At 63.1% G+C, this 23,076-nt stretch carries 26 protein-coding genes; 13 read left to right on the plus strand and 13 right to left on the minus strand.

All coding sequences use genetic code 11. The features are described 5' to 3' along the window. The first annotated feature begins 91 nt into the window (after window positions 1–91). Window positions 92–940 (plus strand): AraC family transcriptional regulator, encoded by an 849-nt coding sequence (locus NKH02_RS19255; protein WP_352880743.1) that lies wholly within the window; start codon window positions 92–94, stop codon window positions 938–940. A gap of 98 nt (window positions 941–1,038) precedes the next feature. Here the strand turns inward: NKH02_RS19255 and NKH02_RS19260 are convergent, their stop codons facing one another. Then, complete coding sequence (locus tag NKH02_RS19260) at window positions 1,039–1,488, minus strand: baeRF12 domain-containing protein (RefSeq protein WP_352880780.1); 450 nt, start codon at window positions 1,486–1,488, stop codon at window positions 1,039–1,041. Between the two features lie 416 nt (window positions 1,489–1,904). Here NKH02_RS19260 and cysG point away from each other — a divergent pair, with 416 nt between their 5' ends. From cysG to NKH02_RS19290, 6 genes are all read left to right on the plus strand, one after another. Beyond that, window positions 1,905–3,356, plus strand: coding sequence for a siroheme synthase CysG (gene cysG, locus NKH02_RS19265; RefSeq protein ID WP_352869954.1), 1,452 nt, complete (start codon window positions 1,905–1,907; stop codon window positions 3,354–3,356). Next, on the plus strand, window positions 3,353–3,658 hold the full coding sequence (locus NKH02_RS19270; protein WP_352869952.1) for a DUF2849 domain-containing protein: 306 nt from the start codon (window positions 3,353–3,355) through the stop codon (window positions 3,656–3,658). Before cysG ends, NKH02_RS19270 begins: the two co-directional genes overlap by 4 nt. A 42-nt stretch (window positions 3,659–3,700) precedes the next feature. Continuing rightward, a complete protein-coding gene (locus NKH02_RS19275; protein WP_352880744.1) occupies window positions 3,701–5,371 on the plus strand; it encodes a nitrite/sulfite reductase in 1,671 nt (556 codons plus the stop codon). Further along, window positions 5,346–6,110: a phosphoadenylyl-sulfate reductase gene (locus tag NKH02_RS19280; protein WP_352869948.1), complete on the plus strand. Its 765-nt coding sequence runs from the start codon at window positions 5,346–5,348 to the stop codon at window positions 6,108–6,110. Before NKH02_RS19275 ends, NKH02_RS19280 begins: the two co-directional genes overlap by 26 nt. Before the next feature lie 171 nt (window positions 6,111–6,281). Further along, window positions 6,282–6,815 carry a DUF934 domain-containing protein gene (locus NKH02_RS19285; RefSeq protein WP_352880746.1) on the plus strand — a complete coding sequence of 178 codons (534 nt, stop codon included), beginning with the start codon at window positions 6,282–6,284 and terminating at the stop codon, window positions 6,813–6,815. Window positions 6,816–7,076: 261 nt separating this feature from the next. Next, complete coding sequence (locus tag NKH02_RS19290; protein WP_352880747.1) at window positions 7,077–7,697, plus strand: DJ-1/PfpI family protein; 621 nt, start codon at window positions 7,077–7,079, stop codon at window positions 7,695–7,697. 233 nt (window positions 7,698–7,930) lie between these two features. Here NKH02_RS19290 and NKH02_RS19295 read toward each other — a convergent pair whose 3' ends face one another. Both NKH02_RS19295 and NKH02_RS19300 read right to left on the minus strand, forming a co-directional pair. Beyond that, entirely contained in the window at window positions 7,931–8,953 is a 1,023-nt protein-coding gene (locus NKH02_RS19295) for a fatty acid desaturase (RefSeq protein WP_352869944.1), read from the minus strand. A gap of 185 nt (window positions 8,954–9,138) precedes the next feature. Continuing rightward, a complete protein-coding gene (locus NKH02_RS19300) occupies window positions 9,139–9,339 on the minus strand; it encodes a hypothetical protein (RefSeq protein WP_352869942.1) in 201 nt (66 codons plus the stop codon). A 238-nt stretch (window positions 9,340–9,577) separates the two neighbouring features. Here NKH02_RS19300 and grpE point away from each other — a divergent pair, with 238 nt between their 5' ends. After that, window positions 9,578–10,213, plus strand: coding sequence for a nucleotide exchange factor GrpE (gene grpE / locus NKH02_RS19305; protein WP_352869940.1), 636 nt, complete (start codon window positions 9,578–9,580; stop codon window positions 10,211–10,213). Between the two features lie 116 nt (window positions 10,214–10,329). Beyond that, window positions 10,330–10,962, plus strand: coding sequence for a trimeric intracellular cation channel family protein (locus NKH02_RS19310; protein ID WP_352880749.1), 633 nt, complete (start codon window positions 10,330–10,332; stop codon window positions 10,960–10,962). A gap of 78 nt (window positions 10,963–11,040) precedes the next feature. Here NKH02_RS19310 and olsB read toward each other — a convergent pair whose 3' ends face one another. From olsB to NKH02_RS19340, 6 genes are all read right to left on the minus strand, one after another. Continuing rightward, window positions 11,041–11,916: a l-ornithine N(alpha)-acyltransferase gene (gene olsB / locus NKH02_RS19315; RefSeq protein WP_352870044.1), complete on the minus strand. Its 876-nt coding sequence runs from the start codon at window positions 11,914–11,916 to the stop codon at window positions 11,041–11,043. 182 nt (window positions 11,917–12,098) lie between these two features. After that, complete coding sequence (locus tag NKH02_RS19320; RefSeq protein ID WP_352880750.1) at window positions 12,099–14,378, minus strand: response regulator; 2,280 nt, start codon at window positions 14,376–14,378, stop codon at window positions 12,099–12,101. Between the two features lie 142 nt (window positions 14,379–14,520). Then, on the minus strand, window positions 14,521–15,510 hold the full coding sequence (gene acuI, locus NKH02_RS19325; RefSeq protein WP_352880752.1) for an acrylyl-CoA reductase (NADPH): 990 nt from the start codon (window positions 15,508–15,510) through the stop codon (window positions 14,521–14,523). Between the two features lie 110 nt (window positions 15,511–15,620). Beyond that, complete coding sequence (gene lspA / locus NKH02_RS19330) at window positions 15,621–16,073, minus strand: signal peptidase II (RefSeq protein WP_352880754.1); 453 nt, start codon at window positions 16,071–16,073, stop codon at window positions 15,621–15,623. A 13-nt stretch (window positions 16,074–16,086) separates the two neighbouring features. Further along, a complete protein-coding gene (locus tag NKH02_RS19335; protein WP_352880756.1) occupies window positions 16,087–16,944 on the minus strand; it encodes a TrmH family RNA methyltransferase in 858 nt (285 codons plus the stop codon). After that, a complete protein-coding gene (locus tag NKH02_RS19340; protein ID WP_352880758.1) occupies window positions 16,945–18,036 on the minus strand; it encodes an RsmD family RNA methyltransferase in 1,092 nt (363 codons plus the stop codon). Between the two features lie 136 nt (window positions 18,037–18,172). On the opposite strand from NKH02_RS19340, the gene NKH02_RS19345 reads away from it, so the two are divergent. From NKH02_RS19345 to NKH02_RS19355, 3 genes are all read left to right on the plus strand, one after another. Then, window positions 18,173–18,862 (plus strand): helix-turn-helix transcriptional regulator, encoded by a 690-nt coding sequence (locus tag NKH02_RS19345; protein WP_352880759.1) that lies wholly within the window; start codon window positions 18,173–18,175, stop codon window positions 18,860–18,862. A 75-nt stretch (window positions 18,863–18,937) separates the two neighbouring features. Next, the gene (locus NKH02_RS19350) at window positions 18,938–19,333 is read left to right on the plus strand and encodes a VOC family protein (RefSeq protein WP_352880760.1); all 396 of its coding nucleotides are present in this window, start codon (window positions 18,938–18,940) and stop codon (window positions 19,331–19,333) included. Next, complete coding sequence (locus NKH02_RS19355) at window positions 19,330–19,767, plus strand: EVE domain-containing protein (RefSeq protein WP_352880762.1); 438 nt, start codon at window positions 19,330–19,332, stop codon at window positions 19,765–19,767. Before NKH02_RS19350 ends, NKH02_RS19355 begins: the two co-directional genes overlap by 4 nt. Here the strand turns inward: NKH02_RS19355 and lhpI are convergent. The 4 genes from lhpI to sppA all read right to left on the minus strand — a co-directional run bounded on the left by lhpI (window position 19,764) and on the right by sppA (window position 22,516). Beyond that, window positions 19,764–20,729: a bifunctional Delta(1)-pyrroline-2-carboxylate/Delta(1)-piperideine-2-carboxylate reductase gene (gene lhpI / locus NKH02_RS19360; protein ID WP_352880764.1), complete on the minus strand. Its 966-nt coding sequence runs from the start codon at window positions 20,727–20,729 to the stop codon at window positions 19,764–19,766. The two genes, NKH02_RS19355 and lhpI, sit on opposite strands and share 4 nt — an antisense overlap. Window positions 20,730–20,766: 37 nt before the next feature. Then, the gene (locus NKH02_RS19365) at window positions 20,767–21,135 is read right to left on the minus strand and encodes a DUF1049 domain-containing protein (RefSeq protein WP_352880766.1); all 369 of its coding nucleotides are present in this window, start codon (window positions 21,133–21,135) and stop codon (window positions 20,767–20,769) included. A gap of 58 nt (window positions 21,136–21,193) precedes the next feature. Continuing rightward, window positions 21,194–21,478 carry an integration host factor subunit beta gene (locus NKH02_RS19370; protein ID WP_006200394.1) on the minus strand — a complete coding sequence of 95 codons (285 nt, stop codon included), beginning with the start codon at window positions 21,476–21,478 and terminating at the stop codon, window positions 21,194–21,196. A gap of 81 nt (window positions 21,479–21,559) precedes the next feature. Beyond that, window positions 21,560–22,516, minus strand: coding sequence for a signal peptide peptidase SppA (gene sppA, locus NKH02_RS19375; RefSeq protein WP_352880768.1), 957 nt, complete (start codon window positions 22,514–22,516; stop codon window positions 21,560–21,562). A 168-nt stretch (window positions 22,517–22,684) separates the two neighbouring features. Between sppA and NKH02_RS19380 the strand changes: the two genes are divergently transcribed. Further along, window positions 22,685–22,879, plus strand: coding sequence for a hypothetical protein (locus NKH02_RS19380; protein ID WP_126070530.1), 195 nt, complete (start codon window positions 22,685–22,687; stop codon window positions 22,877–22,879). The last annotated feature ends 197 nt before the right edge of the window (window positions 22,880–23,076 follow it).

The following is a 23,076-nucleotide window of genomic DNA, read 5'->3' on the forward strand; positions in this document are numbered from 1 at the left end:
CCAGACGTGCTCATTCACAAGCGGAACCTATCGATTTTCCTCTTTGAATAATTTAGATATCCAGGCAGTTGATCGCTAAAAGCAGTCAATCATGAGACAGCCCCTTCGCTATCCCTGGCTCAATTTCGATGTGGATGAGGTTTCCGCGCCGGCCATTGCCGTGCGCGTTGACGTCACCGAGACCAGAGCGGAGGTACCCGCCCATCGGCACCGCAAGGGCCAACTCGTCTTCGCGCTCGGAGGCGGTGTCACATGCCACGTCCCCAGCGGCTTATGGATGGTGCCGCCTCATTGCGGGGTGTGGATTCCCGGCGACATGGAACACAGCAATATGGTGACGGCCAACGCTCGAATTTTCTTCGTGTACATCGAGCCTGGAGCCGCCGATCTGCCGGACCAGTGCTGCACGCTTTCGATCTCGCCGCTGCTGCGCGAACTGATCATCGAGCTGTCCGATGGTGCGCAGGACGATCAGGCGCGGGATGAGCTTTTGACCAGGACCCTGCTTACCGAGCTGCCGCGCATGCCTGTACAACAGTTGCATCTGCCGATCTCATCCGAGCCGCGCTTGAGGCGGATCGCCGAAGCGTTGGCGCAAGATCCTGCCGACCGCAGCACCCTGTCAGAATGGGCCAACCGCGTTGCGCTGAGCGAGAGCAGTCTCGCGCGTCTCGTGGTCAAGGAGACGGGGCTGAGCTTCGGGCGCTGGCGCCAGCAATTGCACTTGATCGTAGCAATACGAGAGCTGGCCTCCGGCGCCAGCGTGCAGCAAGTCTCGGGCGATCTTGGTTATGAATCCGTCACGGCCTTCATCACCATGTTCAAGAAGGCACTCGGGAAGCCCCCGGCAAAATACCTCAGCAGTGTTCACCGATCTGGGCAAGGCTTGCCGAGATCATCAGCGCGGTGGCCAGGGGATAGCCGAAGGCAACGACGATGACGAATGCCGCCAACGATTTTGCCAATGACGGCCGCCGGCCCCGATTTGAATTTCTCGATGGTATTCCGCCTCGGTCCGTCGCGATTTGCTCACGACGATCAGGCTGCCCGCAGCAAGGCCTCGATCTCGAATAGGGCGTGGTTGGTCAGTGTCTTGGGAATTTCGGCGGTCACTTTGTCCTCGACTTCCTTGTGAAGCTTCTTGCGCATTGTCCCAAGCACCATCGGTGGGGCGATAAGCACGATCTCTTTGAACTCGCCGCTATGCGCGAGCTTGTAGAGCCGGTCAGCAATCTCATCGGCGAAACGCTCCTTGCCGATGCGGTGCCAGTCCGTATCCTCGACCGCGCTGCGGTGCACCGAGGGACCATCATTGTATCGGCCCGGGCTGTCGCTGCCTTGCTCGCGGGTGGGCGGGTTGTCCTGTTCGATTTCCTGCACGACCTCGAGATTCGGATATTTGTTGTCGCCGGCATTCCTCAGGAAAAGCGCTTTCTCGCCGTCGGCCACTAAAACCCAGATGCCATGCTTCAGGTTGATTGTGCTCATGATGACAAGGCTCCTTTTTGGGCCGCTCCGGCGTCTTGTGACATGCCGCGGCCGGGTTTCGGTCTGACGCGACGGACTTTTTAGGGAACGCGTCTCGAACCGGTAATGTTCCCGCCAGCATCCCATAAGCTTGGACATTCGGGCATCCGGGCTGGGCGCTTTAATCTACTAAATTGGTAGAATTTAGAAAAAACTGTTTTGCGGCATTTCCCGCCGCGCGCTAAAAGAGCTGTAAATCAAGGCCTGCGACAGGAGCTTGAATCCGCCTCACCCGCCGATGAGGAATATTTTTCTCTTGGCTGGAATGCTTTCAGAAAAGCGATTGCATCCCGACAGGGGATGCGCGAGTGCGTTCCTTCTGATCTCTCGCGCTCGCGCGTAGAACTGCAAGCCTGTTCAGGATTCTGCTCGCGCCCATGTCGAACAATGCTCCCAAACTCAACGCCTTCCCCGTCTTCATGCGAGTGGAGGGGCAAGCCGTGGCCATCGTCGGCGGCGGCGAAGAGGCGCTGGCCAAGGCGCGGCTGATCGGACAGTCGAGCGCGGTCTTGCGCATCATCGCCGAACATGCCGAGCCCGACCTCTTGGCCTTCATCGCTCAGACCGGCACCAACCATTTTGCCGCCGCTTACGACGCGTCGCAGCTCGACGGCGCGGTCATGGTGTTTGCCGCCAGCGGCGACGAGGCACTCGATCGGCGCGTGGCCGCGGACGCGCGCCGGCTGGGCATTCCGGTCAATGCCGTCGATCGGCCTGAGCTCTGCGATTTCTTCACCCCGGCGCTGGTCAACCGCGCGCCGGTCGCCATCGCCATCGGTACCGAGGGCGCCGGGCCGGTGCTTGCCCAGATGCTGCGCGGCCGCATCGACCGCATGCTGTCGCCGTCGCTCGGGCCGCTGGCAACGCTTGCCGCTTCGTTTCGCGGGACTGCCGAGAAGCTGCTGCCGAGAGGCAATGCCCGGCGCCGCTTCTGGAATGATTTCTTCACGGGTGCTCCTGCCCGCGCGGCTGAAGCCGGCCAGCTTTCGCAGGCGCATGACGCCACCGTCGATCTTCTGCGTTCGAACACGCCGGCTCGCGGCCACATCGCGCTGGTCGGCGCCGGTCCGGGCGCCGAGGATCTTCTGACCCTCCGCGCCCATCGTCTGCTGATGGAGGCCGATGTCATCGTCCATGACGCGCTGGTGCCGGAGGCGGTCGTTGCCATGGGTCGCCGCGATGCCGAACGCCTGCCGGTCGGAAAACGCAAGGGCTGCCACACCAAGAGCCAGGCGCAGATCAATGCGCTGCTGGTCGAACTTGGCCGTGAAGGCAAGCGTGTCGTGCGGCTGAAGTCGGGCGATCCGCTGGTGTTCGGCCGGGCTGGCGAAGAGATGGCGGCGCTGCGTGATGCCGGCATCGCCTACGAGGTGGTTCCGGGCGTCACTGCGGCCTTCGCCGCTGCCGCCGATTTCGAACTGCCGCTGACGTTGCGCGGGGTTTCTTCGTCGATGGTGTTCACCACCGGCCACGACCTCAAGGGCAATTCGCTGCCCGACTGGGCCAAGCTCGCTATTTCGGGCGCCACCGTCGCCGTCTATATGGGCCGCTCGGTGGCGGCCGAGATTGCCGGCCGGCTGATCGAGGCCGGGCTATCGCCGGATACGGCGGTGGCCGTCGTCGAGAATGCCAGCCTTGCCAACCGCCGCCGCTTCCACGGCACGCTTGCCGACCTGCCGTCGCTGGAAGAGCGCGCCGATCTTTCCGGTCCGGTCATGACCATCATCGGCGATGCGGTTGCCGGCGCCAACTTTGAACGGTCCGAGCCGCTCGCGGCACTCAGGCATGAAGGTGCGTCCAGTTCGGTCGCCGAAGGAGTTCAGTCATGAAGATTCTGACCGCCAACCGCCTGACCGACGGCATTGCCGTCTGGTACGCCGATGGCGGCTGGGCCGAGACGGTGGACCATGCCGATCTCGCACATGACAAGGCGGCCGAGGATCGCCTCGAGGCGATCGGTGCCAAGGCCTATGCCGTCAACGAAGTGGTCGACGTCAATTTGATCGATGCCGATGTCGTCAACGGCGTCGTTGAGCCGGTGCGGTTGCGCGAGAAGATCCGCGCTGCCGGCCCGACCATCCGCAACGATCTCGGCAAGCAGGCTGCCAAGCAGGCGATTTGGGCAGCTTAACAAGACACCAGGCATGGGCGGACGCGCCCTGAAAGACGAAGCATGTACCGTTACGATGAGTTCGACCACGATTTTGTCCAGGCCCGTGTCGCCGAGTTCAGCGACCAGGTCCAGCGTCGCCTTGCCGGCGAGATCACCGAGGACCAGTTCCGGCCGCTCAGGCTGATGAACGGCGTCTATCTTCAGCTGCACGCCTACATGCTGCGCATCGCAGTGCCCTATGGCACGCTGAACGGCAAGCAGTTGCGCATGCTGGGTCACATCGCCCGCAAATACGACAAGGGCTACGGCCATTTCACCACGCGCCAGAACATCCAGTTCAACTGGCCGGCGCTGTCGGATATTCCGGCGATCCTGGCCGATCTGGCAAGCGTAGAGATGCATGCGATCCAGACCAGCGGCAATTGCATCCGCAACGTCACCGCCGATCATTTCGCCGGTGCCGCCGCCGATGAGGTCGCCGATCCGCGACCCTATGCAGAAATCCTGCGCCAGTGGTCGTCGGTGCATCCGGAATTCTCGTTCCTGCCGCGCAAATTCAAGATCGCGGTGACGGGTGCCGAGCGCGACCGCGCTGCTATCCAGACCCACGATATCGGCCTGCACCTGAAGAAGAACGCCGCCGGCGAACTCGGCTTTGCCGTCTATATCGGCGGCGGCCAGGGCCGCACGCCGATGGTGGCCCGCAAGATCCGCGACTTTCTGCCGGAAGCCGACCTTCTGTCCTACTGCACGGCGATCCTGCGCGTTTACAACCTCTATGGCCGCCGCGACAACAAGTACAAGGCGCGCATCAAGATCCTCGTCCACGAGACCGGCGTCGAGGAAATCACCCGCCAGGTCGAGGCCGAATGGCAGGAGTTGAAGGATGCCGAGCTGAAGCTGCCGGAAGCCGATATCCGCGCCATCGAGGCCTATTTCGCACCGCCGGAGCTTACCGAGCGGCCAGAAGGCGACCAGGCGGTCAAGCTGGCGCGCCTGGATTCCAAGGGGTTCTCGGAGTGGCTCGACCAGAATGTCGTGACGCATCGCCACCCGGACTACGCGGCGGTGACGATCTCGCTCAAGGGCATTGGCGAGGTGCCCGGGGACGCCTCGGACAGCCAGATGGAAGCGGTCGCCGACATCGCCGAGACATACGCATACGACGAGTTGCGTGTCAGCCACGAGCAGAACCTGATCCTGCCGCATGTGGCGCGCGCCGATCTCAAGGCGGTCTATGACGCGCTGGTCGGCATCGGCCTGGCGACGGCCAATTCCAACCTGATATCGGACATCATCGCTTGCCCTGGCCTCGACTATTGCGCGCTGGCTACGGCGCGCTCGATCCCGATCGCGCAGGAAATCTCGCGCCGCTTCGCCTCGCTGGAGCGTCAGCGCGAGATCGGCGAACTGAAGCTGAAGATCTCCGGCTGCATCAATGCCTGCGGCCATCATCATGTCGGCCACATCGGCATCCTCGGCGTCGAGAAGAAGGGCTCCGAGCTCTATCAGGTGACGCTGGGCGGCTCGGCCGATGAGAACACCTCTGTCGGCGAGATCATCGGCCGCGGCTTCTCGTCGGAAGAGATCACCGATGCCATAGAGCAGATCGTCGAGACCTATCTCGGCCTTCGGCTCGACCCACAAGAGAAATTCATCGACGCCTACCGCCGAGTCGGTCCCGCGCCGTTCAAGGAGGCGCTCTATGCTGGCGAAGCCAAGGCCGCTTGACCGTATTGCCGACGTCGATGACGGCATCGCCGCCAAGGCGGCGGGGCTCGATGCGCTTTACGGTCATCTGAACCCGCTCGAGATCATCGAACGCTCGGCCCGCGAACTGTTCCTCGACGAGATATCAGCAGTGTCGTCGTTCGGCGCGGATTCGGCCGTGCTGCTGCACATGATCTCCAAGATCGACCGAACGCTGCCGGTCATCTTCCTCGACACCGGCAAGCATTTCGAGGAGACGCTCGGCTATCGCGACGCGCTTGCCGCCGATTTCGGGCTGACCAATATAAGGGTGATCAAGCCCGAGGAGGCGGCGCTCGAACGGATCGATCCGACGGGCAATCTGCATCAGAGCAACACCGATGCCTGCTGCGACGTGCGCAAGGTCGAGCCGCTGGCGCGTGGCGTTGCACCTTTCCGCGCCTGGTTTACCGGCCGCAAGCGCTTCCAGGCCTCGACCCGGGCAGCACTTCCGGTGTTCGAAGCGGTGGGCCCGCGCATCCGTATCAACCCGCTGGCGCACTGGACGACATCGGATCAGGCGGACTATATGCGCGCGCATGCGCTGCGCGAAAATCCGCTGGTCGCCTATGGCTATCTGTCGATCGGCTGCTTCCCGTGCACGCAGCCGGTGCAGCCGGGCGAGGACGCGCGCAGCGGCCGCTGGGCCGGCCACGCCAAGACCGAGTGCGGCATTCACCTGTCGGGACTGGAGAAGTCGCTGACCGACGCATCACTTTAGGGTATGTTGATATTCAGGTAAGGCCGGCCTGCAAACGGCGGTTTCCTGCGTTTTCGGTGGTCACGTATTTCAAGGACGCTCCGATCCGGTTCTCGGAAGCCACCATTTTCGGCGCGGCCTGACCTGAATCTCAACGCACCCTCGGCTTCTTTGAGTTTTTAGGAATTTTTAATGACTGAACCGACGACACCGGAGATCCGGCTCTGGACCCCTGAGGGTTTTCGCGAGGATGAGTGGGCCCATGCCGAAAGCGCCGAGGCGCTTTCCGGAAACGGCCGCTTCATCCTGCCGTTGCAGGCGTTCCTCGATCTCGAGCCGGAGGTGCGCCGCTCGGCGAAGGAACGCCTCGGCGTCGTGCTGCAGCCGGGCGACCAGCTCGAGAAGATCGCCGACCTGCTCGACCAGCTCTCGCTGGTGGCACTGGCCTTCCCGGCCTTCAGCGATGGCCGCTCCTTCTCCAAGGGTGAGTTGCTGCGCGGCCGCTACGATTTCGAAGGTACGGTGCGCGCCACCGGGCAGGTTCTGGTCGACCAGTTGCCGCATATGCTGCGGCTTGGCTTCGACGAGTTCGAGATTTCTAACCCAGTGCTGTTGAAGCGGCTGGAGGAGGGACGTACCGGCGGGTTGGGGCTCTATTCCCAGCCGGCCGCCGTATCGGAGCCCAAGGGGCCGAAATATTCCTGGCGGCGCGTTCGCGACAGCTGACGCGGCGGTAATTTCCGACATCTTTACATCGGCTCTGATCGGGCCTTCTCCGGGACTATCCGTACGGATAGAAATTCTGGTCGAACCAATAGTGCCGTTTTCGCTTTCTGCGAACGGTACTGCGGCGATGCTGATCACGATCCACATCGACTGGTCTTACCAATTGTGCGATTTACGCTTTCCCTTTTGCCATCCTGCTCTTAGGATAGGTCCATTATTTCGTGACCCGAAATAAATATAGCCACAAGGGAGGAACCGGGAATGGCTGGCAAGAAGATACTGATGCTCGTTGGCGAGTTCAGCGAGGAATATGAGATTTTCGTCTTTGAGCAGGCCATGCATGCGGTTGGACACACGGTCCATGTCGTCTGTCCAGACAAGAAGGCGGGCGATATATTGAAAACATCGCTACACGACTTCGAAGGTCACCAGACCTATACCGAGAAGCCCGGCCACGATTATATCCTCAACAAGACGTTCTCCGAGGTGGACCCAGCCGGATACGATGCCGTCTATGCGGCGGGCGGGCGTGGCCCGGAATACATCCGCATCGACAAGCGCGTGCAGGCGCTGGTGCGGCATTTCCACGAGGCCGGGAAGCCGATCTTCACCATCTGCCATGGCGTGCAGATCCTGGTCGCTGTCGACGGGGTGGTGCGGGGCCGGGAAGTCGCCGCCCTGCATTATTGCGAGCCTGAGGTGACGCTCGCTGGCGGTATCTATATCGATGTCGCGCCGACCGGCGCCCATGTCGACGGCAATCTCGTTTCGGCCAAGGGCTGGCCGGGCCTGTCCAATTTCATCCGCGAATGCTTGAAGGTGCTGGGCACGGAGATCCGCCATGGCGAGATCCTGATGCGCGACGAGCGCCAGGCGGCCTGATCCGGGATTTTTTAAGGCCGCCGAGCCTGTAGCGCGACGGCCTTTCTATTTTCCTGTTTTGACGCAATTCTCTAAAGCGCGTCGCGTTTGAACGGATTCAGGCGACGCGCTTTAGGTCTTTGTTTTTATGCATGTCGTTCTCCCAAAATCGAGGTAACTTTTTGGCGACATGCATTAGGGAAAGCGCTGCGCGCTTTCCTGGGAAAACCGTTTCACACTTTTCCTGGAATTGCTTAGGCGGCCGCCCACGCCTCGCGGAAAGACACCAGTTTCCGGCGATTCTCGTCCCACAGCGCCAGTTTGACGCATCGCAGGCTTTCGAGCAGCGTGACGCGACCGATGGTGCGCAGTTCCGGATAGTCCCGCAGAACTTCCTGCAGCCGGTAGCACGGAACCCTGGCCGAGAGGTGGTGGACGTGATGGACGCCGATATTGCCGGTGAGCCAGTTCAGTACCGGCGGCAGGTCGTAGTAGGAGGAGCCATGCAGGGCGGCGTGCTGGAATTCCCAGTCGGCGTCCTTCGCCCATTCCGTTTCCTCGAACTGATGCTGGACGTAGAACAGCCAGATGCCCGCCGAACCGGCGAGGATGACGATCGGCAGATGGACCACCAGGAACGCGCCAGGGCCGACGAACCAGATGAGGATGGCTGCCGCAATCGCGATGCCAAGATTGGTGGTCATCGACGACACCCAGGGCGTCAGGCCGCCCCGCATCATGCCGACGGGCAGCCTTTGCTCGAAGATAAACAGCCAGATCGGCCCGAGCCCGAACATCACCAGCGGGTGGCGATAGAGACGATAGGCAAGGCGGCCTCGCCATGACATCCGCCGGTATTCGGCAACGGTCAGCGTCCTGATGTCGCCCATGCCGCGTTCGTCAAGATTGCCGGCGCTGGCATGATGCGTCGCGTGAGCGCGCCGCCAGCAGTCGTAGGGTGTCAGCGTCAGGATGCCGAGCCCGCGGCCGATCCAGTCGTCCGCATAGCGATTGGCAAAGAAGGAGCCGTGACCGCAATCGTGCTGGATCATGAAGATGCGCACCAGAAACCCGGCCGCGGGAAGGATCAGGATCAGTCCCCACCAATGGCCATAGGCATAGGACGCCGAGGACAGTCCCCAGAGCACGGCAAACGGAATGAGTGTGATGGCGAGTTCGACGGCGCTGCGCCGCCTGTCAGGCTTCTTGTAGCGCGCCAGAATTTTCAGCCAGGCGCGCTTGCTGTTGGCGACCGCCTCAGGGGAAATCATGTTCATCACGAAGCATAGGCGGGGTGTCCCGCCACTGCAAGCAAAGATCACGCAAAATTACTGCGCGTAATTGTCGCGTGGCCTGTGGGTCGAGCCAACCGCAGTTCACCGTTTGATGGTTTTCCCCCCGGAGCGGCGGGCTTTCAAGATCATTCGGGAACCCGAGGGTTGCCGCCAAGATTGGTCGTTCTCTACCGCCGGCGCCAGCCGACGTCACTCTTCTCCGCTCCGTCGAGGCGGTCGAGCAGTTTTCTGAATCGGTCAGGAATGTCGGCTTCCGTGCGGAAGGCTGGTAAGGTGCGCATAAAGCGGGTGACCGCCTCGGCGCCGAGCTGGCGTCTGACCTCGGTGGCTAGCCGTTCTGCCTTTTCGGTCCTTTTGCGGGTCATCATCTCAAAATCCTGTGTCGGCTTCGAAACTTCTCCAGCAAGGGAATGGTTCCCGCATCACGCCTTTGTGGCAAGCAAAGCCGCCGGTTAGGGTAAAATTTGAATTAAAATCGAAATGCCTGCCGTCGTTGTCCGGCCTTGGTCGACAGCCTTCACAATCGCCTACCCCCTTGATTTTTGGCCGCCAAACCTCGATATCGGGCTCAAAATCCACATCATTCGAGATTGACGGGAAACGGCGATGAGCGACCAGGCAAAAGACGAACGCGCGCCCGATGAAGTCGAGGCGACCGAGGCCAATGCCGAGCGCACGGAAGGCAGCGTCAACGGCGACTATGAAGCCCTTGTGCGGCTGCTGAAGGAAAATGAAGAATTGAAGGACCGCGCGCTGCGCGTGGCGGCCGAAATGGAAAACCTGCGTCGCCGCACGGCGCGCGACATGCACGACGCGCGTACCTACGCGGTCGCGAATTTCGCTCGCGATATGCTGTCGGTGTCGGACAATCTGCGCCGTGCGTTGGATGCGATTCCGGCCGAGGCCAAGGCGTCGGGTGACGCCGGCTTCAAGGCGTTGATCGAAGGCGTCGACTTGACCGAGCGCGCCATGCTGTCGGCGCTGGAACGGCACGGGGTCAAGAAGCTCGCGCCTGAAGGCGAGAAGTTCGATCCCAATTTCCATCAGGCGATGTTCGAAGTGCCCAATCCGGATGTTCCGGCCAACACCGTGGTCCAGGTCGTGCAGCCGGGCTATTCGATCGGCGATCGGGTGCTGCGACCGGCCATGGTCGGCGTCGCCAAGGGCGGCCCGAAGCTAGCCGCCGCTGAAGCGCCGGTCGAGCCGGGGCCGGTGAACGAACAGGCCGAGAAAGACGCCTGAACGGACAAGCGAGCAGCGAATAGCGAGTAGCGAATAGGAAATACGCAAGAGTTGCTGCGCGGCTTCGTGCTATTCGCTACTCGCTATTCGCTACTCACTCTTTCATTGTTCGCTTCATGAACCCCATCGCGCTTCTCGACTATGCCGGTGTCGCCGTCTTCGCTGCGACCGGGGCGCTTGCGGCTTCGCGCAAGCAACTCGACATTATCGGTTTCCTGTTCCTGGCCAGCGTCACCGGAATAGGCGGCGGCACGCTTCGCGACGTCATCCTCAACCTTCCGGTTTTCTGGGTCGCCAACTCCAGCTATGTGCTGATCTGCGCCGTGGTTGCGGTGCTGGTCTTCTTCAGCGCGCATCGTGTCGAATCTCGCTGGAAATGGCTGCTCTGGCTTGACGCCATTGGGCTCGCCGCCTTTTCGGTGATGGGCGCCGCCAAGGGACTGGCGATTACCGGTTCACCTGTCGTCTCCGTCATCACCGGCGTGCTCACCGCCACTTCCGGCGGCATTCTGCGCGATCTCCTGGCCGGCGAGCCATCGGTGCTGCTCAGGCCCGAAATCTACGTTACGGCAGCCCTTGCGGGTGCCGGCCTCTATACACTTGGCGATCTTGCCGGATTGCCGCCGCTCGCCTCGGACCTCGCCGGTTTTGCGGCGGCGTTCCTTGTGCGTGGCGGCGCACTCAAATTCGGCTGGTCGTTTCCGTCCTACAAAAGCCGACCCGGCAGGCGGCCGGAAGATATTCCGTGAGAGAAGTGAATGGTGAATGGTAAATAGTGAATGGCAATTAGAACGGGGTGTAACTCCCACCATTCACCATTCACCACTTTACGCAGCGAAGCGTTGAGCTTCCCCGCCATAATAATTGACGTAGCGGGCGCCGATTTCCTTGACCGGCATGACGACGAAGACGTCGACCGTCGAGAATTCGCGGTCGATGACGCAGCCATCGCCGATGCGCGCGCCAACGCGCAGGTAACCCTTGACCAAGGGCGGCATCGCCGCGATCGCCGCCTTGGTGTTGACCGCCTCGATCGGCATCAGGTCCATCGAGCAGTAACGCCCGGACACCGCGCGCACATCCCAGGCCGAATTCGTCCGGCAGTGGTGGGCGAGGTAGGTGAGTGCCTCGGCATGCGCCGCCGGCACCGTGCCGTGGAAGGAAGCGCAACCGGTCATCACACCGATTTCGTAGTGGTTGATGTAAGCCCAGATGCCTTGCCACAGCGCCTCGATGGTGCGCTTCGAGCGGTATTCCGGCAAAACGCAGGAGCGGCCCAGTTCGAGAAAGCGCTGGCCGGGGTGACGGGCGATGAGCTTGGTCAGCTCGAATTCACCTTCGGAATAGAACCCTCCGGCCGTGGCCGCGATTTCTTGCCGCAGCAACCGATAGGTGCCGACGATGCGGCGATGTTCGGGGCCGGAAAGCGTCGTGTCCAAAACCAGCAGATGGTCGCAGAGCGGATCGAACCGGTCGGCGTCACGGCGGTCGTGGGCCTGGAACAGATCCTTCCTGGCGCCAAGTTCGTCGTAGAACACCCGGTAGCGCACTTCCTGCGCGGCCGCGATCTCGGCCTCGTTGCGAGCGAGCCGCACTTCAAGATTGCCTATACGGCCCAGTGCCGCGCCCTTTATGACGGAATCGACTTTACATCCGGCAAGCAAGGCGCTGCTGGCGTTCGGCCGAGTGTCACATTCCGGCATAACTGTATGCACGAGTGATTCTCCTTCGAGCCATCCCTCTTGGCACGGGGATACGGTGTAGGTGCAACAGGATTGTGACAGTACCGTGATACGACGTCGTGGGCAATACTTCGTCGGCTGGCGAATAGGATCAACCGGCTCCTTTACGTGAGCGCGCGGCCTGAAATGGGCGGGTGGAAAACTCAGGCCGCGACAACCTGTCCCTCGACGGCATTGACCAGCGCCTCGGGGTCGAGCGGCTTGGTGACAAAGCCGCTGGCGCCATGAGCCAACACCGCATGGCGGGTCTTTTCCTGGCTGTCGGCCGACAGCACCATGATCGGCACCGGCGGCACGGCGGTTTCTTCCTCATGGCGGCGGATGGCGGCAATCGCGTCCAGTCCGTCCATGACCGGCATGTGCAAATCCATCAAAACCACGTCGAAGCGGTGGTTGTGCCCGGCGCCGGTGACAGCCTCGACGGCGGCCTTGCCGTTGCCGACCACCTTGACGCGATGCCCGGCCTTCAGCAGCGTGGCGCGGGCCAGCATGGCATTGATGTCATTGTCCTCGGCGATCAGCACCGACAGGCCGCGCTGGCGGTTGCCGACGGCGCGAAGCGCCGGCGCGCCACGCTTTTCCGGCTGCGGCTGGACGAGGCTGGGAGCATGGCTGCTCAACAGCACACGCAGAAGCGTTCCGCCACGTACCGGCCTGGCCAGGAAGGTTGCGTAGCCGCCGGCGCGGAACTCGCCAAGCATGCCGCGATCGGTCGGCGCGATCAGCGTGATGGCCTCGCAGTCGGAAAAACCGCTCTGGCGCAGGCGCTTGAGCAACCTGCCGTCGCTTTCTTCCATGGCCGCATCGATCAGAAGCGCATCACAGCCAGCGGCGAAGGGCGCGGCCTGCGCGGCGGTGGTGGCGATGTCGACCGTGCCGCCATTGGCGCGGATGGTGCGGGCGATGGCGTCGGCCTCGACGGCGTTTTTCGACAGGATCACCGCGCGTCTGCCAGAGAGTGCGTTCTGCCGGCCCTGCGGCGCTTCTGTGGCCGCTATCGCCGGGATCTCGAAGACGAACTCGGATCCCTGGCCGAGCCGGCTGGATACCGAGATCGTGCCGCCCATGGCGGCCACCAGGCGTTTGGAGATGGCAAGGCCGAGGCCGGCCCCGCCATGCGTACGCGTCGACGTGCCGTCGGCTTGCTCGAACTCCTCGAAAATACGGTCCAGGTCCTCATCATGCAGGCCCGAACCGGTATCGGCGATGGTGAAGCATATGCGGTCGGTGGTTTCGGTGCGCGCTCGCGCAATGCTCACCAGCACGCCGCCGCTGTCGGTGAACTTGATGGCGTTGCCGATAAGGTTGAGCAGCACCTGCCTGACCTTGCCCGGATCGGCGGTGATCAATTGCGGCACGTCGGGTTCGACATGGCAGCCCAGCCCGATATCCTTGGCGAAGGCGCGCGCGGCCAGCAATTCGACGATGTTGTCGGCGATCTCGCGCACCGACATCGGCTGCGGCTCCGGGTCGAAGCGCCCGGCTTCGATCTTGGAGTAGTCGAGCAGATCCTCGATCAGGGCAAGCAATGCGCTGGCCGAGGTTGAGACGGCGCCGACATAGGTCTGCTGTTCCGGCGACAGGCTGGTGTCGGCCAGTAGCCTGGCCATGCCCATGATGCCGTTCATCGGCGTGCGAATTTCATGGCTGACGGTGGCGAGGAAACGCGATTTGGCCTGGCTGGCGTACTCGGCTCGTTCGCGTGCGGTGATCAGCGAGGATTCGGCGCGTTTGCGGGCGGTGATGTCGCGGGCGATGGCGCGATGCGAAACGGCGCCGCTGTCCTTGTCACGCACCGACAGTTCGATCCACGAGAACCAACGCGGGCCGGTAGGCGTATTGATGGCGACATCGGTGGAACTCAGGCATTCATGGTCGGAAAAGGCGGCATCGGGAACGATGCCGACCTCGATGCCGAGTTCCGCCAGGGTCTTGCCGGCAAGGTCGCGCTGATCGGTTTCGACGAGATCGGCGAAAACCTTGTTGGCATAGACGATGTAGCCGTCGCGGTTGCGGTGAATGACGAGGTCGCCGAGCGCATCGATCAGGCCGCGAAAGCGCTCATCGCTCTCCTGCATTTCCCACATGCGATCGGCCAGCGTCTCGATCTCGGCGCGGCTGCGGGCAGTGGTTTCGTCAAGAAGGGCCGCGGTGCGGTGTTCGCTCCGCATGGCGCGCAGATGCATGGCAAGGCCGGCAAGGCCGGTTGCCAGCAATGCGATGCTGATGAAGACCGGTGCCCCGGTCAGGTGCGCCAGGCCTGCCAGCACGATGATGGCGACGAAGGCCAGGAACGGAAGCCCTTCGCGCCTGGCGGGCTCGGGCTCGGGCACCAATGGCGGCGCGGCGACAAAGCGCCGCGTCGACGTGGCGTCCACGTCGTCGCCAGTGTCCGCCTTCTGGCTGCCGGATTCCGCGATCATGCGAAATCCTTGCCAGACAGAGATTATGGAAAATTGCGGCGGATCGTTCGAATTTTAGCGGATGGGCGCTTTTGCCGTGGCCGCGACGGATTTGCCATCGGGCGCGGCAATTCCGCCCGCCTTCTCCGGCAGTCGAGCGGGTTCACATGTCCACGACGACGCGGCCGCGTATCTTGCCGTCGACGATGTCGCGCGCGGCATCGATGATGCCGTCGAATCCGATGGTCCTGGACAGGCTGGCGAGCTTCTTCAGATCGAGGTCGGTGCCGATACGCCGCCATGCTTCGAGGCGGACCGCCTTCGGCGCCATCACCGAATCGATGCCGAGCAGCGACACACCACGCAGGATGAAGGGAGCGACGCTGGCCGGCAGGTCCATACCGCCGGCCAGGCCGCAGGCGGCGACCGCGCCGCCATAGGATGTCATCGACAGCACATTGGCCAGCGTGTGGCTGCCGACGGCGTCGATGCCACCGGCCCAGCGCTCCTTGGCCAGCGGCTTGGCCGGCTGGGCAAGCTCGTCGCGCGATATCACTTCGGCGGCGCCAAGGTTGATCAAATAGGGGCTTTCGGCGTTGCGACCGGTGGAAGCAATGACATGGTAACCGAGGCTGGACAGGATCGAGACCGCGACCGAGCCGACGCCGCCGGCCGCCCCCGTCACCACCACCGGGCCGCGATCGGGCAGGATGCCGTGCCGCTCCAGCGCCATGACGCAGAGCATGGCGGTGTAGCCGGCGGTGCCGACGGCCATCGCGTCATGCGGGCTGATGCCTTGCGGCAGAGGCACCAGCCAGTCGCCCTTGACACGGGCGCGGCCGGCATAGGCACCGAAATGGGTTTCGCCGACGCCCCAGCCGTTCAGGATGACCTTGTCTCCGGCGCGCCAGTCGGAATGGGAGGACGAGATGACGGTGCCGGCGAAATCGATGCCCGGCACCAGCGGCCAGCGGCGGATCACCGGCGCCTTGCCTGTGATCGCCAGGCCATCCTTGTAGTTCACCGTCGTTGCCTCGACCGCGATGGTGACATCGCCTTCCATCAGATCGGCTTCGGTGAGATCGGTCACGGCTACCGCCTGCTTTTTCTCGGCGTCGCGCGAAACGAGGATGGCTTTGAAGGTTTCTGGCATCTCTTTCTCCTCTTTCTCCGCGATCTGTTTGGCGACATGAACTGTGCGGCGCCGGCCGCACGGGGTCAATCTTTGGAAGGCTTGGCGTTTGAAGACCTGGGCTCGCGCCGTCAGCCGAACAGTTCGTCCAAGACGACCAATGCCGCGCCCACAGAGATGAAGGCGTCGGCAAGATTGAAGACGGCGAAGGACCAGACCGGCGTGTGGAAGAGGATGTAGTCGATGACATGGCCGTAGACGGCGCGGTCGATCAGATTGCCGAGCGCGCCGCCGACGATCAGCGCAAAGCCGGCGCGGGCAAGGATCTGGGACGGCGCTATCCGCGTCGCCAGGAACAGCACGAACGCAACGACCGCAAGCGAAATGACGATCAGCCCGGTGTCGCCGAAGGACGAGAACATCGAGAAGGCGATGCCGGTGTTGTAGGTGCGAAACAGCGCCAGGAAAGGCACCAGATCGAGCTTTTCCTGAAAGGCGAGACCGGTCTCGACCAGGTGTTTTATCCACTGGTCGAGCGCTATGGCCGCGACGACGAGCAACGCGTAGGGAGACCATGATCTCACGGGTGGGCAACCTTCATTGCTGGTCCACGATTGGTTCGAGCTTCAGCGCGCCGCGCCGGATCTCGAACAGCATGATGCCGGTCGCAACGGCCAGGTTGAGCGAATCGGCGCGGCCCGCTTGCGGAATCCTGAGCAGCCTGTCGCAACTCGCGGCCAGGCTTTCGGGCAGCCCCTGCTGCTCGTTGCCCATCATCAGCAGCACGGGCCCGCGGGAAAAATCGACCGAGCGGTAGTCGACGGCGCCTTTCAGGTGGGTGCCGGCGACGAGGCCTGAAAAGCCGCCTCGCCAGGCAAGGAAAGCCTCGGTTGTCGCCTTGGCCAACGGCACGGCAAAGATCGAACCCATGGTGGCGCGCACCGTCTCCACGGAAAATGGATCGGTGGTGTCGCCGACCAGGATGACACCCTTGGCGCCGACGGCATCGACGGTGCGGATGACGGTGCCGAGATTGCCGGGATCGCGCACCCGGTCGAGCGCCACCCAGACATCGCCATTGTCGGCGCGGACATCCTTCAGGGCCAGGAATTTTTGCGAAAAGACGCCGACCACCATTTGCGGATTGTCGCGGCGGGTGATGGCGACGAGCACCTTTTCCGAAACTTCGAGCACCATGCCGCCGGCGGCAACCGTGCGTGCGGCGACCTTCTCCACCGCCGCGTTGCCACGCCCGGCCTTGGCGAAAACCAATGTTCTGATCTGCCAGCCGAGATCGAGCGCATCGATGACCAGCTTCAGTCCCTCGGCCATGAAGGCGTTCTGCTGGTCGCGGAATTTCTTCTGGGCGAGCGCCTTGATGTCCTTGACCAGCGGATTGGCGAGGCTGGTGACTTCCTTCACCTGCCCGGGTGCGCCTGCGTGCCGCTCGTTCATTCAGGCCACCCAACGCGAAAACAGCGAGGTCGAAAGCGCCCGGCCGGCGGACTTTTCGCGGATGATCAGCTCACCCGATTCGACCTTGCCGCCCATGCCGGCAAAGGTGTCGCGCATCAAGGCATGGATGGCGAAGAAGGAGGCGCGGATCGAATAGGCGGTCAGCACCACGGCGAGCGGTTTCGGCGTCAGGATCGCGCGGCAAAGGTCGGTCAGATCAGGCAGGTCCTCGAACAATTGCCAGACTTCGCCCTTGGGGCCACGGCCATAGGCCGGCGGGTCGAACAGGATGATGTCGTAGCGGCTGCCGCGGCGCTCCTCGCGCTCGGCGAACTTCACCGCATCGTCGACGATCCAGCGGATCGGCTTGCTGCCAAGGCCGGCCATCTCCTGGTTCTCGCGGGCCCAGCCGATCGCCTTCTTCGAGGCATCGACATGGGTGACCTCGGCGCCGGCGCGGGCCGCGACCAGCGAGGCGAGGCCGGTATAGCCAAACAGGTTCAGCACCTTGACCGGTCGCTTCGCCGCGGCGATCAGCCCGGCCATGTGGTCCCAGTGGGAGGCCTGCTCGGGAAAGACGCCGACATGGCGAAACGAGGTGAAACGGCCGAGATAGTCGATGCCGTCATGCTTCATCGGCCAGGTCTCGCCGAGCGGCACCTTAGGGAAACGCCAGCGGCCGATGCCTTCCTCGTCGGTATCACCGGTGAAGACGGCGTCGGCGCGCTCCCAGTCTTTTGCCGGCAAGGCCTTTTGCCAGATCGCCTGGCCCTCGGGCCGCACGATCCGGTAGGGGCCGTATTGTTCGAGTTTCTGGCCGGCGCCGCTGTCGAGCAGCGCATAATCGGCATTCGGCGCCACTTCGAGGATCACGGGAAGATGCTCGATGGGCAGGTCGCCGTCGCGGCGGGCAAGGACGCGGGGCGCGGATTTCGTCTCGGAACGGTTGTCCACCTTCGCCTCCTGTCGCTCGCGCGGCTGCGCTTCCGGCCTGGCAGGAACCTGGCCGGTACGCGGACGTGACACGTCCGCCGCACCCTTCGCGGATGGATGCGGACGGTTGTCGCGGCGTTTGTCGCGAAAAGACTTCAAGCGGGGGCAACTCCGAGCGGCGTGGCCGCTTTTGACATAGGGCAACCGGCTTCGCAACCAAGTCCGACTCGCCGGCCTTGCCGGTTTATGTCGGCCAGCGATGGACCAATGTCAAAGAAACGGGCAAATCTGCTGGATGTCCCGCTCCGAACGCCTGCTCGACCTGATCCAGACGCTGCGTCGGCACCGCCGGCCGGTAAGCGGGCAGGCTCTGGCCGATGAGCTCGGGATTTCGATCCGCACGCTCTACCGCGACATCGCGACGCTGCAGGGCCAGGGCGCGCCGATCGAGGGTGAGGCGGGGTTGGGCTATGTGCTCAAGCCCGGCTTCATGCTGCCGCCGCTGATGTTCAGCGACGAGGAGATCGAGGCCATCGTGCTTGGCTCGCGCTGGGTCGCCAAGCAGCCGGACCAGCGTCTCTCGGCCGCCGCCGCCAACGCGCTGGCCAAGATCGCCGCCGTGCTGCCGGACGATCTGCGCGAGGATCTCGACGCGAGCACGCTGCTGGTCGGGCCGCCCGCCGCGGCCATCGAGGGCATCGACCTCGGTATGGTGCGGCAGGCCATCCGCAACGAGCGCAAGCTCGGCTTTCTCTACCGCGACGCGGGCGGCGCCGCGTCCGAGCGCGTGGTCTGGCCGTTCGCGCTCGGCTTCTTCGACAAGGTGCGGGTGGTGGTGGCGTGGTGCGAGATGCGCCAGGATTTCCGGCATTTTCGCGCCGATCGCATCGCCGAGCTCAAGGCCGCCGATGCGCGCTATCCGCGCCGACGCCAGGCGCTGCTGAAGGAATGGCGGGCGACGCTCGACAAGCCGCGCGGTTCGTGACGGCTACTGCCATAATCTGACAGTAGCCTATCCTATGTTCGCCAGGTCGAAACGCTGAACCTTGGAGAGCAAGACATGGCCACCCCGAATTTCGTTATCCTCTATGTCGACCAGCCGCGGCGGAGCGGCGCCTTCTACAGTGCGCTGTTCGGTCGCGAACCAGTCGAAAGCTCACCGACCTTCGTGCTTTTCGTTCTGGATGCTGGTTTCAAGCTCGGCCTCTGGTCGCGCCATACGGTCGAGCCGGCAGCGGCCGCGGCAGGTGGCGGCGCCGAGCTCGTCTTTGCGCTGGATACGCGCGATGCGGTCGATGCCGCCCATGCCGACTGGTCCGGGCGCGGGCTGACAATCCTGCAGACGCCGACCGACATGGATTTCGGCCGCACCTTCGTCGCGCTCGATCCCGATAATCATCGCCTGCGCGTCTACTGGCTGTCCGATGGGGAACAGGCCAATGGGGAACAGAAATGAGTGCGTACTGGATCGCGGTAGCCTCGGCCGAACATGTCCGGCGCGGCCGGCAGAGCGGCTTCATGCAGGTCAACCACGGCAAGGCGGCACCGCTGCGCCGCGTCAGGCCCGGCGATGGCATCACCTATTATTCGCCGACCACCATTTTGGGCGAGAAAGATGGCCTGCAGGCCTTCACGGCCATCGGCACGGTGCGGGCAGGCGAACCCTATCAGGGTGATATGGGCGGCGGCTTCACGCCATTCCGTCGCGATGTCGAATGGGCGAAGGCCGAGGAAATCCCGATCAAGCCGTTGCTCGACAGGCTGGATTTCACAGCCGGCAAGCCGAACTGGGGCTATCAGCTTCGCTTTGGCCTCTTCGAAATCGGGGATCACGATTTTCGTGTCATCGCCGAGGCAATGGGCGCCAAAATGCCTATACCGGTGAACTAGGTCTTCAGCGCGTTATAGACCGCAATGCCGGCGGCAAGATCCTCGAGCGCGGCGCCGACCGACTTGAACAGCGTGATCTCACCGGCGCTTTCGCGGCCCTTCTTCTGGCCACGCGCCAATTCGTGCAGATCGGCGACGATGGCTTCCGGCTTCAGGACGCCGGAGGCCAGCGGCTGGACGATGTCGCCGGCTTCCTTGGTGGCGCCGGCGCGGGTGTCGACATAGACGCGGGCGATCGCGATCGCGTCGTCATCGCTTTCTCGCATCGTGGGCGTAAAGCCGCCGACCAGGTCGACATGGGTTCCCGGCCGCAACAAGGCGCCCTTGATCAATGGTGTCGTCGTGATCGTCGCCGAGGAGACGATGTCGGCCTGCCCAAGCTCGGCATCGAGGTCGGTCGCGGCGCTGGCCGCGAAGCCTTCGGCACGCAGATCGGCCGCGACCTTCTCGGCATTGGCCGGGGTGCGGTTCCAGATGCGGATGGACTTGATCGGCCGTACGGCACTATGCGCCTTGGCGAGGAACGGCGACAGCGCGCCGGCGCCGACCACCAGCAGCCGCGAGGCATCGTCGCGCGCGAGATAGGAAGCTGCCAGCGCCGAAGCGCAGGCGGTGCGCCACTGGGTCAGGCGCTGGCCGTCGATCAAGGCTTCGGGTTCACCAGTGGCGCCATTGAGCAGGAGGTAGAGCCCCATCACCGCGGGCTTGCCGATGGAGTTGTTGTCGGGCGAGACGGTGACGATCTTGACGCCGACGTGACCACCGGCCGATGTGCCTGCCGCGTTGAGATCGGTCCAGGCAGGCATCAAGAGCAGGGTGGAGGCCGCGCCATCGGGCCGCTCGATCGTATGATGGTGCCTGACCGGCTGCACCGCGCCGTCGCGAAACGCTGTGCGCAGCGTCTCGACCAGTCCGGGAAAGGTCAGCGCATGGTCGACCTCTGGGGCCGAAATGGTCAGCATGAAAAACTCCGTGGGGACAAAACTGCCGACGGGCGGTTCAAGCGGTCGGCTTCGGCAATGCAGACCCCTGGGCAGACCCTTGGGCCGATCCTTGGACAGGGCCTTGCGGTGCCGCCGGCGCGCGGCTGACCGCCTGGCGCAGGTTCTCGGCCTCGACGCCGCGCTGGCGCGCCAGCTTGCGGTAGCGGCCCTGCTTGACCCAGGTTGCCAGGCTGCCGACGATCATGCCGATGGCGAGCGCCAGGAACAGGAAGATGAACAGCGGCAAAGTCAGTGTCAGCTTGGGATTGCCGGGGTTGAACGGGTCCAGCGTGAAGGCGACCAGTTCACGGTTGGCAACGGCGAGTGCGATCAGGATGATCGCCAAGGGCACGAAGATCACGATGAGCAAGAAGCGATTGAACATGATGTTTTCCGTCGGAAGCTGGCCTCTCCGAGAGGCCGTCTGGCGCTGACGCCCGCGCCTACTTGCCGCCGTTCAGCCTTTCACGCAGTTCCTTGCCGGTCTTGAAGAACGGCACCCATTTCTCCTCGACCTCGACGGATTCGCCGGTGCGCGGATTGCGGCCGGTGCGGGCGGGACGGTTTTTCACCGAAAAAGCGCCGAAGCCGCGCAGTTCGACCCGGTTGCCTTCGGCAAGGGCGTCGGTGATTTCATCGAAGATCGCGCCGACGATGTTTTCGACGTCGCGCAGGAAAAGATGCGGATTGCGCGTGGCGATAATCTGCACAAGTTCGGACTTGATCATGAGACGGATCCCCGTGAAAGCAGTGCGGTCAAAATTATGAGGATGATTTTATTTGCTTTTTTCACTTGCCCCAAACGCATCTCAAGGGTGCCAGACGGAAACGAGACCGTCAAGAAACAAGCGGTCGGCGCCGAGATCATGGATGATGTCGCCGCTGGAGGCCGGCAGGCCGAGCGCGCTGCCGATCGTTTGCGCCATCGCTTTGGAGAACAGGAAGCCGCCGCGCCGTTCGGTGTCCTTCCATTCGACGACCTCGAGTTTGGCGTCGACGCCCTTGGTCGCCAGCCAGTTGACCGCTTCGGTCTCTCCGCCGACGGCGTCGATCAGTCCGTTGGCGACACCCTGGCGACCGGTGAAGATCGAGCCGTCGGCAAGCGCCAGCGCTTGTTCGCGGGTCATCTTGCGGCGCTCGGCAACGATGCCGACGAACCAGTCGTAGCTGTCGAGGATGAGCTTGCGGACCATGGCGCGCTCGTCGTCATTGGTCGGCTTGAAGGGAGAGGGCGCGGCTTTCAGCGGCGAGGATTTCACTTCCTCCAGTTTGACGCCGAGCTTGTCCATCAGGCCGCTGACGTCGGGATACTGAATCAGGACGCCGATCGAGCCGACGATCGAGGTCTTGCGGGCAACGATATGATCGGCGGCACTGGCGATCATATAGCCCGCCGATGCGGCGAGCGTGCCGACCTCGGCCACGACAGGCTTGTCGGCGGCCAGCTTGCGCACCTCGTCATAGATCGATTCACCGCCGACCGTGGTGCCGCCAGGCGAATCGATCGACAGGATCACGCCTTTCACCTTCGACGACAGACGAATGGTTTCCAGTCGCTTGATCAGTTCCTCGTCCTCGGTGATCGTGCCTTCGATCTTGACCTTGGCGATATGGTCGACCACCGAGCCGCCGAAATCGTCGCGATAGAACCAGGCTGAAAGCGCAATCACCCCGAGGGCTACGATGCCGATCGCGGCAACGCGCCAGAATGTCAGCTTGCGCCGCAAGCGGCGGCGGTCGATCAGGTCGTCGGCTCTCAGTGCCATGGTCAGCCTTTCAGTCGGCGGGAGGAGACGCTTTTAGACCATGATCCTCCTATCGGGAAGCAATTCTCTTTCCCGGCAGTGTCTCAGTTTGAAATTTGCGGAAACGCCTAATCCTTTGGCCGAGTTGTGCAAACGCCCTATATACCGGAAAAAGGCATAGGAGACGTCATGATCGCCAAACACACAACCGCCGAAGATATGGCTCGAACTGTCGGCGTCGACCCGAACACATTCCGCGAAGCGTTGCGTAACGCGAAGCACCCTCGGAAACGCAACACTGATTGGGAAGTGAAAATTGGCAGCCCATCATATTCGGGAATGCGCACCGTTCTGGTTGGTCTCATACAGCGGAAGGTGGCCTGACGCCGACCGGATCTAAGGGCGAAAGCGCCTCGCCGACGCGATCGGCAACGCCGCATACACGATCGACCGGGCCGGCCAGGCGGGGCATCCGATATCTCCCCTGGCGTATTTGCGCAATCACCGCGAGGTCGGGCTGCGAGACAGACAACTGATAAATCTTACGCCGAGTCTCTGTTTCTGCTATGGAGAACGTGCGG

Source organism: Mesorhizobium sp. M1396 (genome assembly GCF_040317725.1).
Taxonomy (GTDB): domain Bacteria; phylum Pseudomonadota; class Alphaproteobacteria; order Rhizobiales; family Rhizobiaceae; genus Mesorhizobium.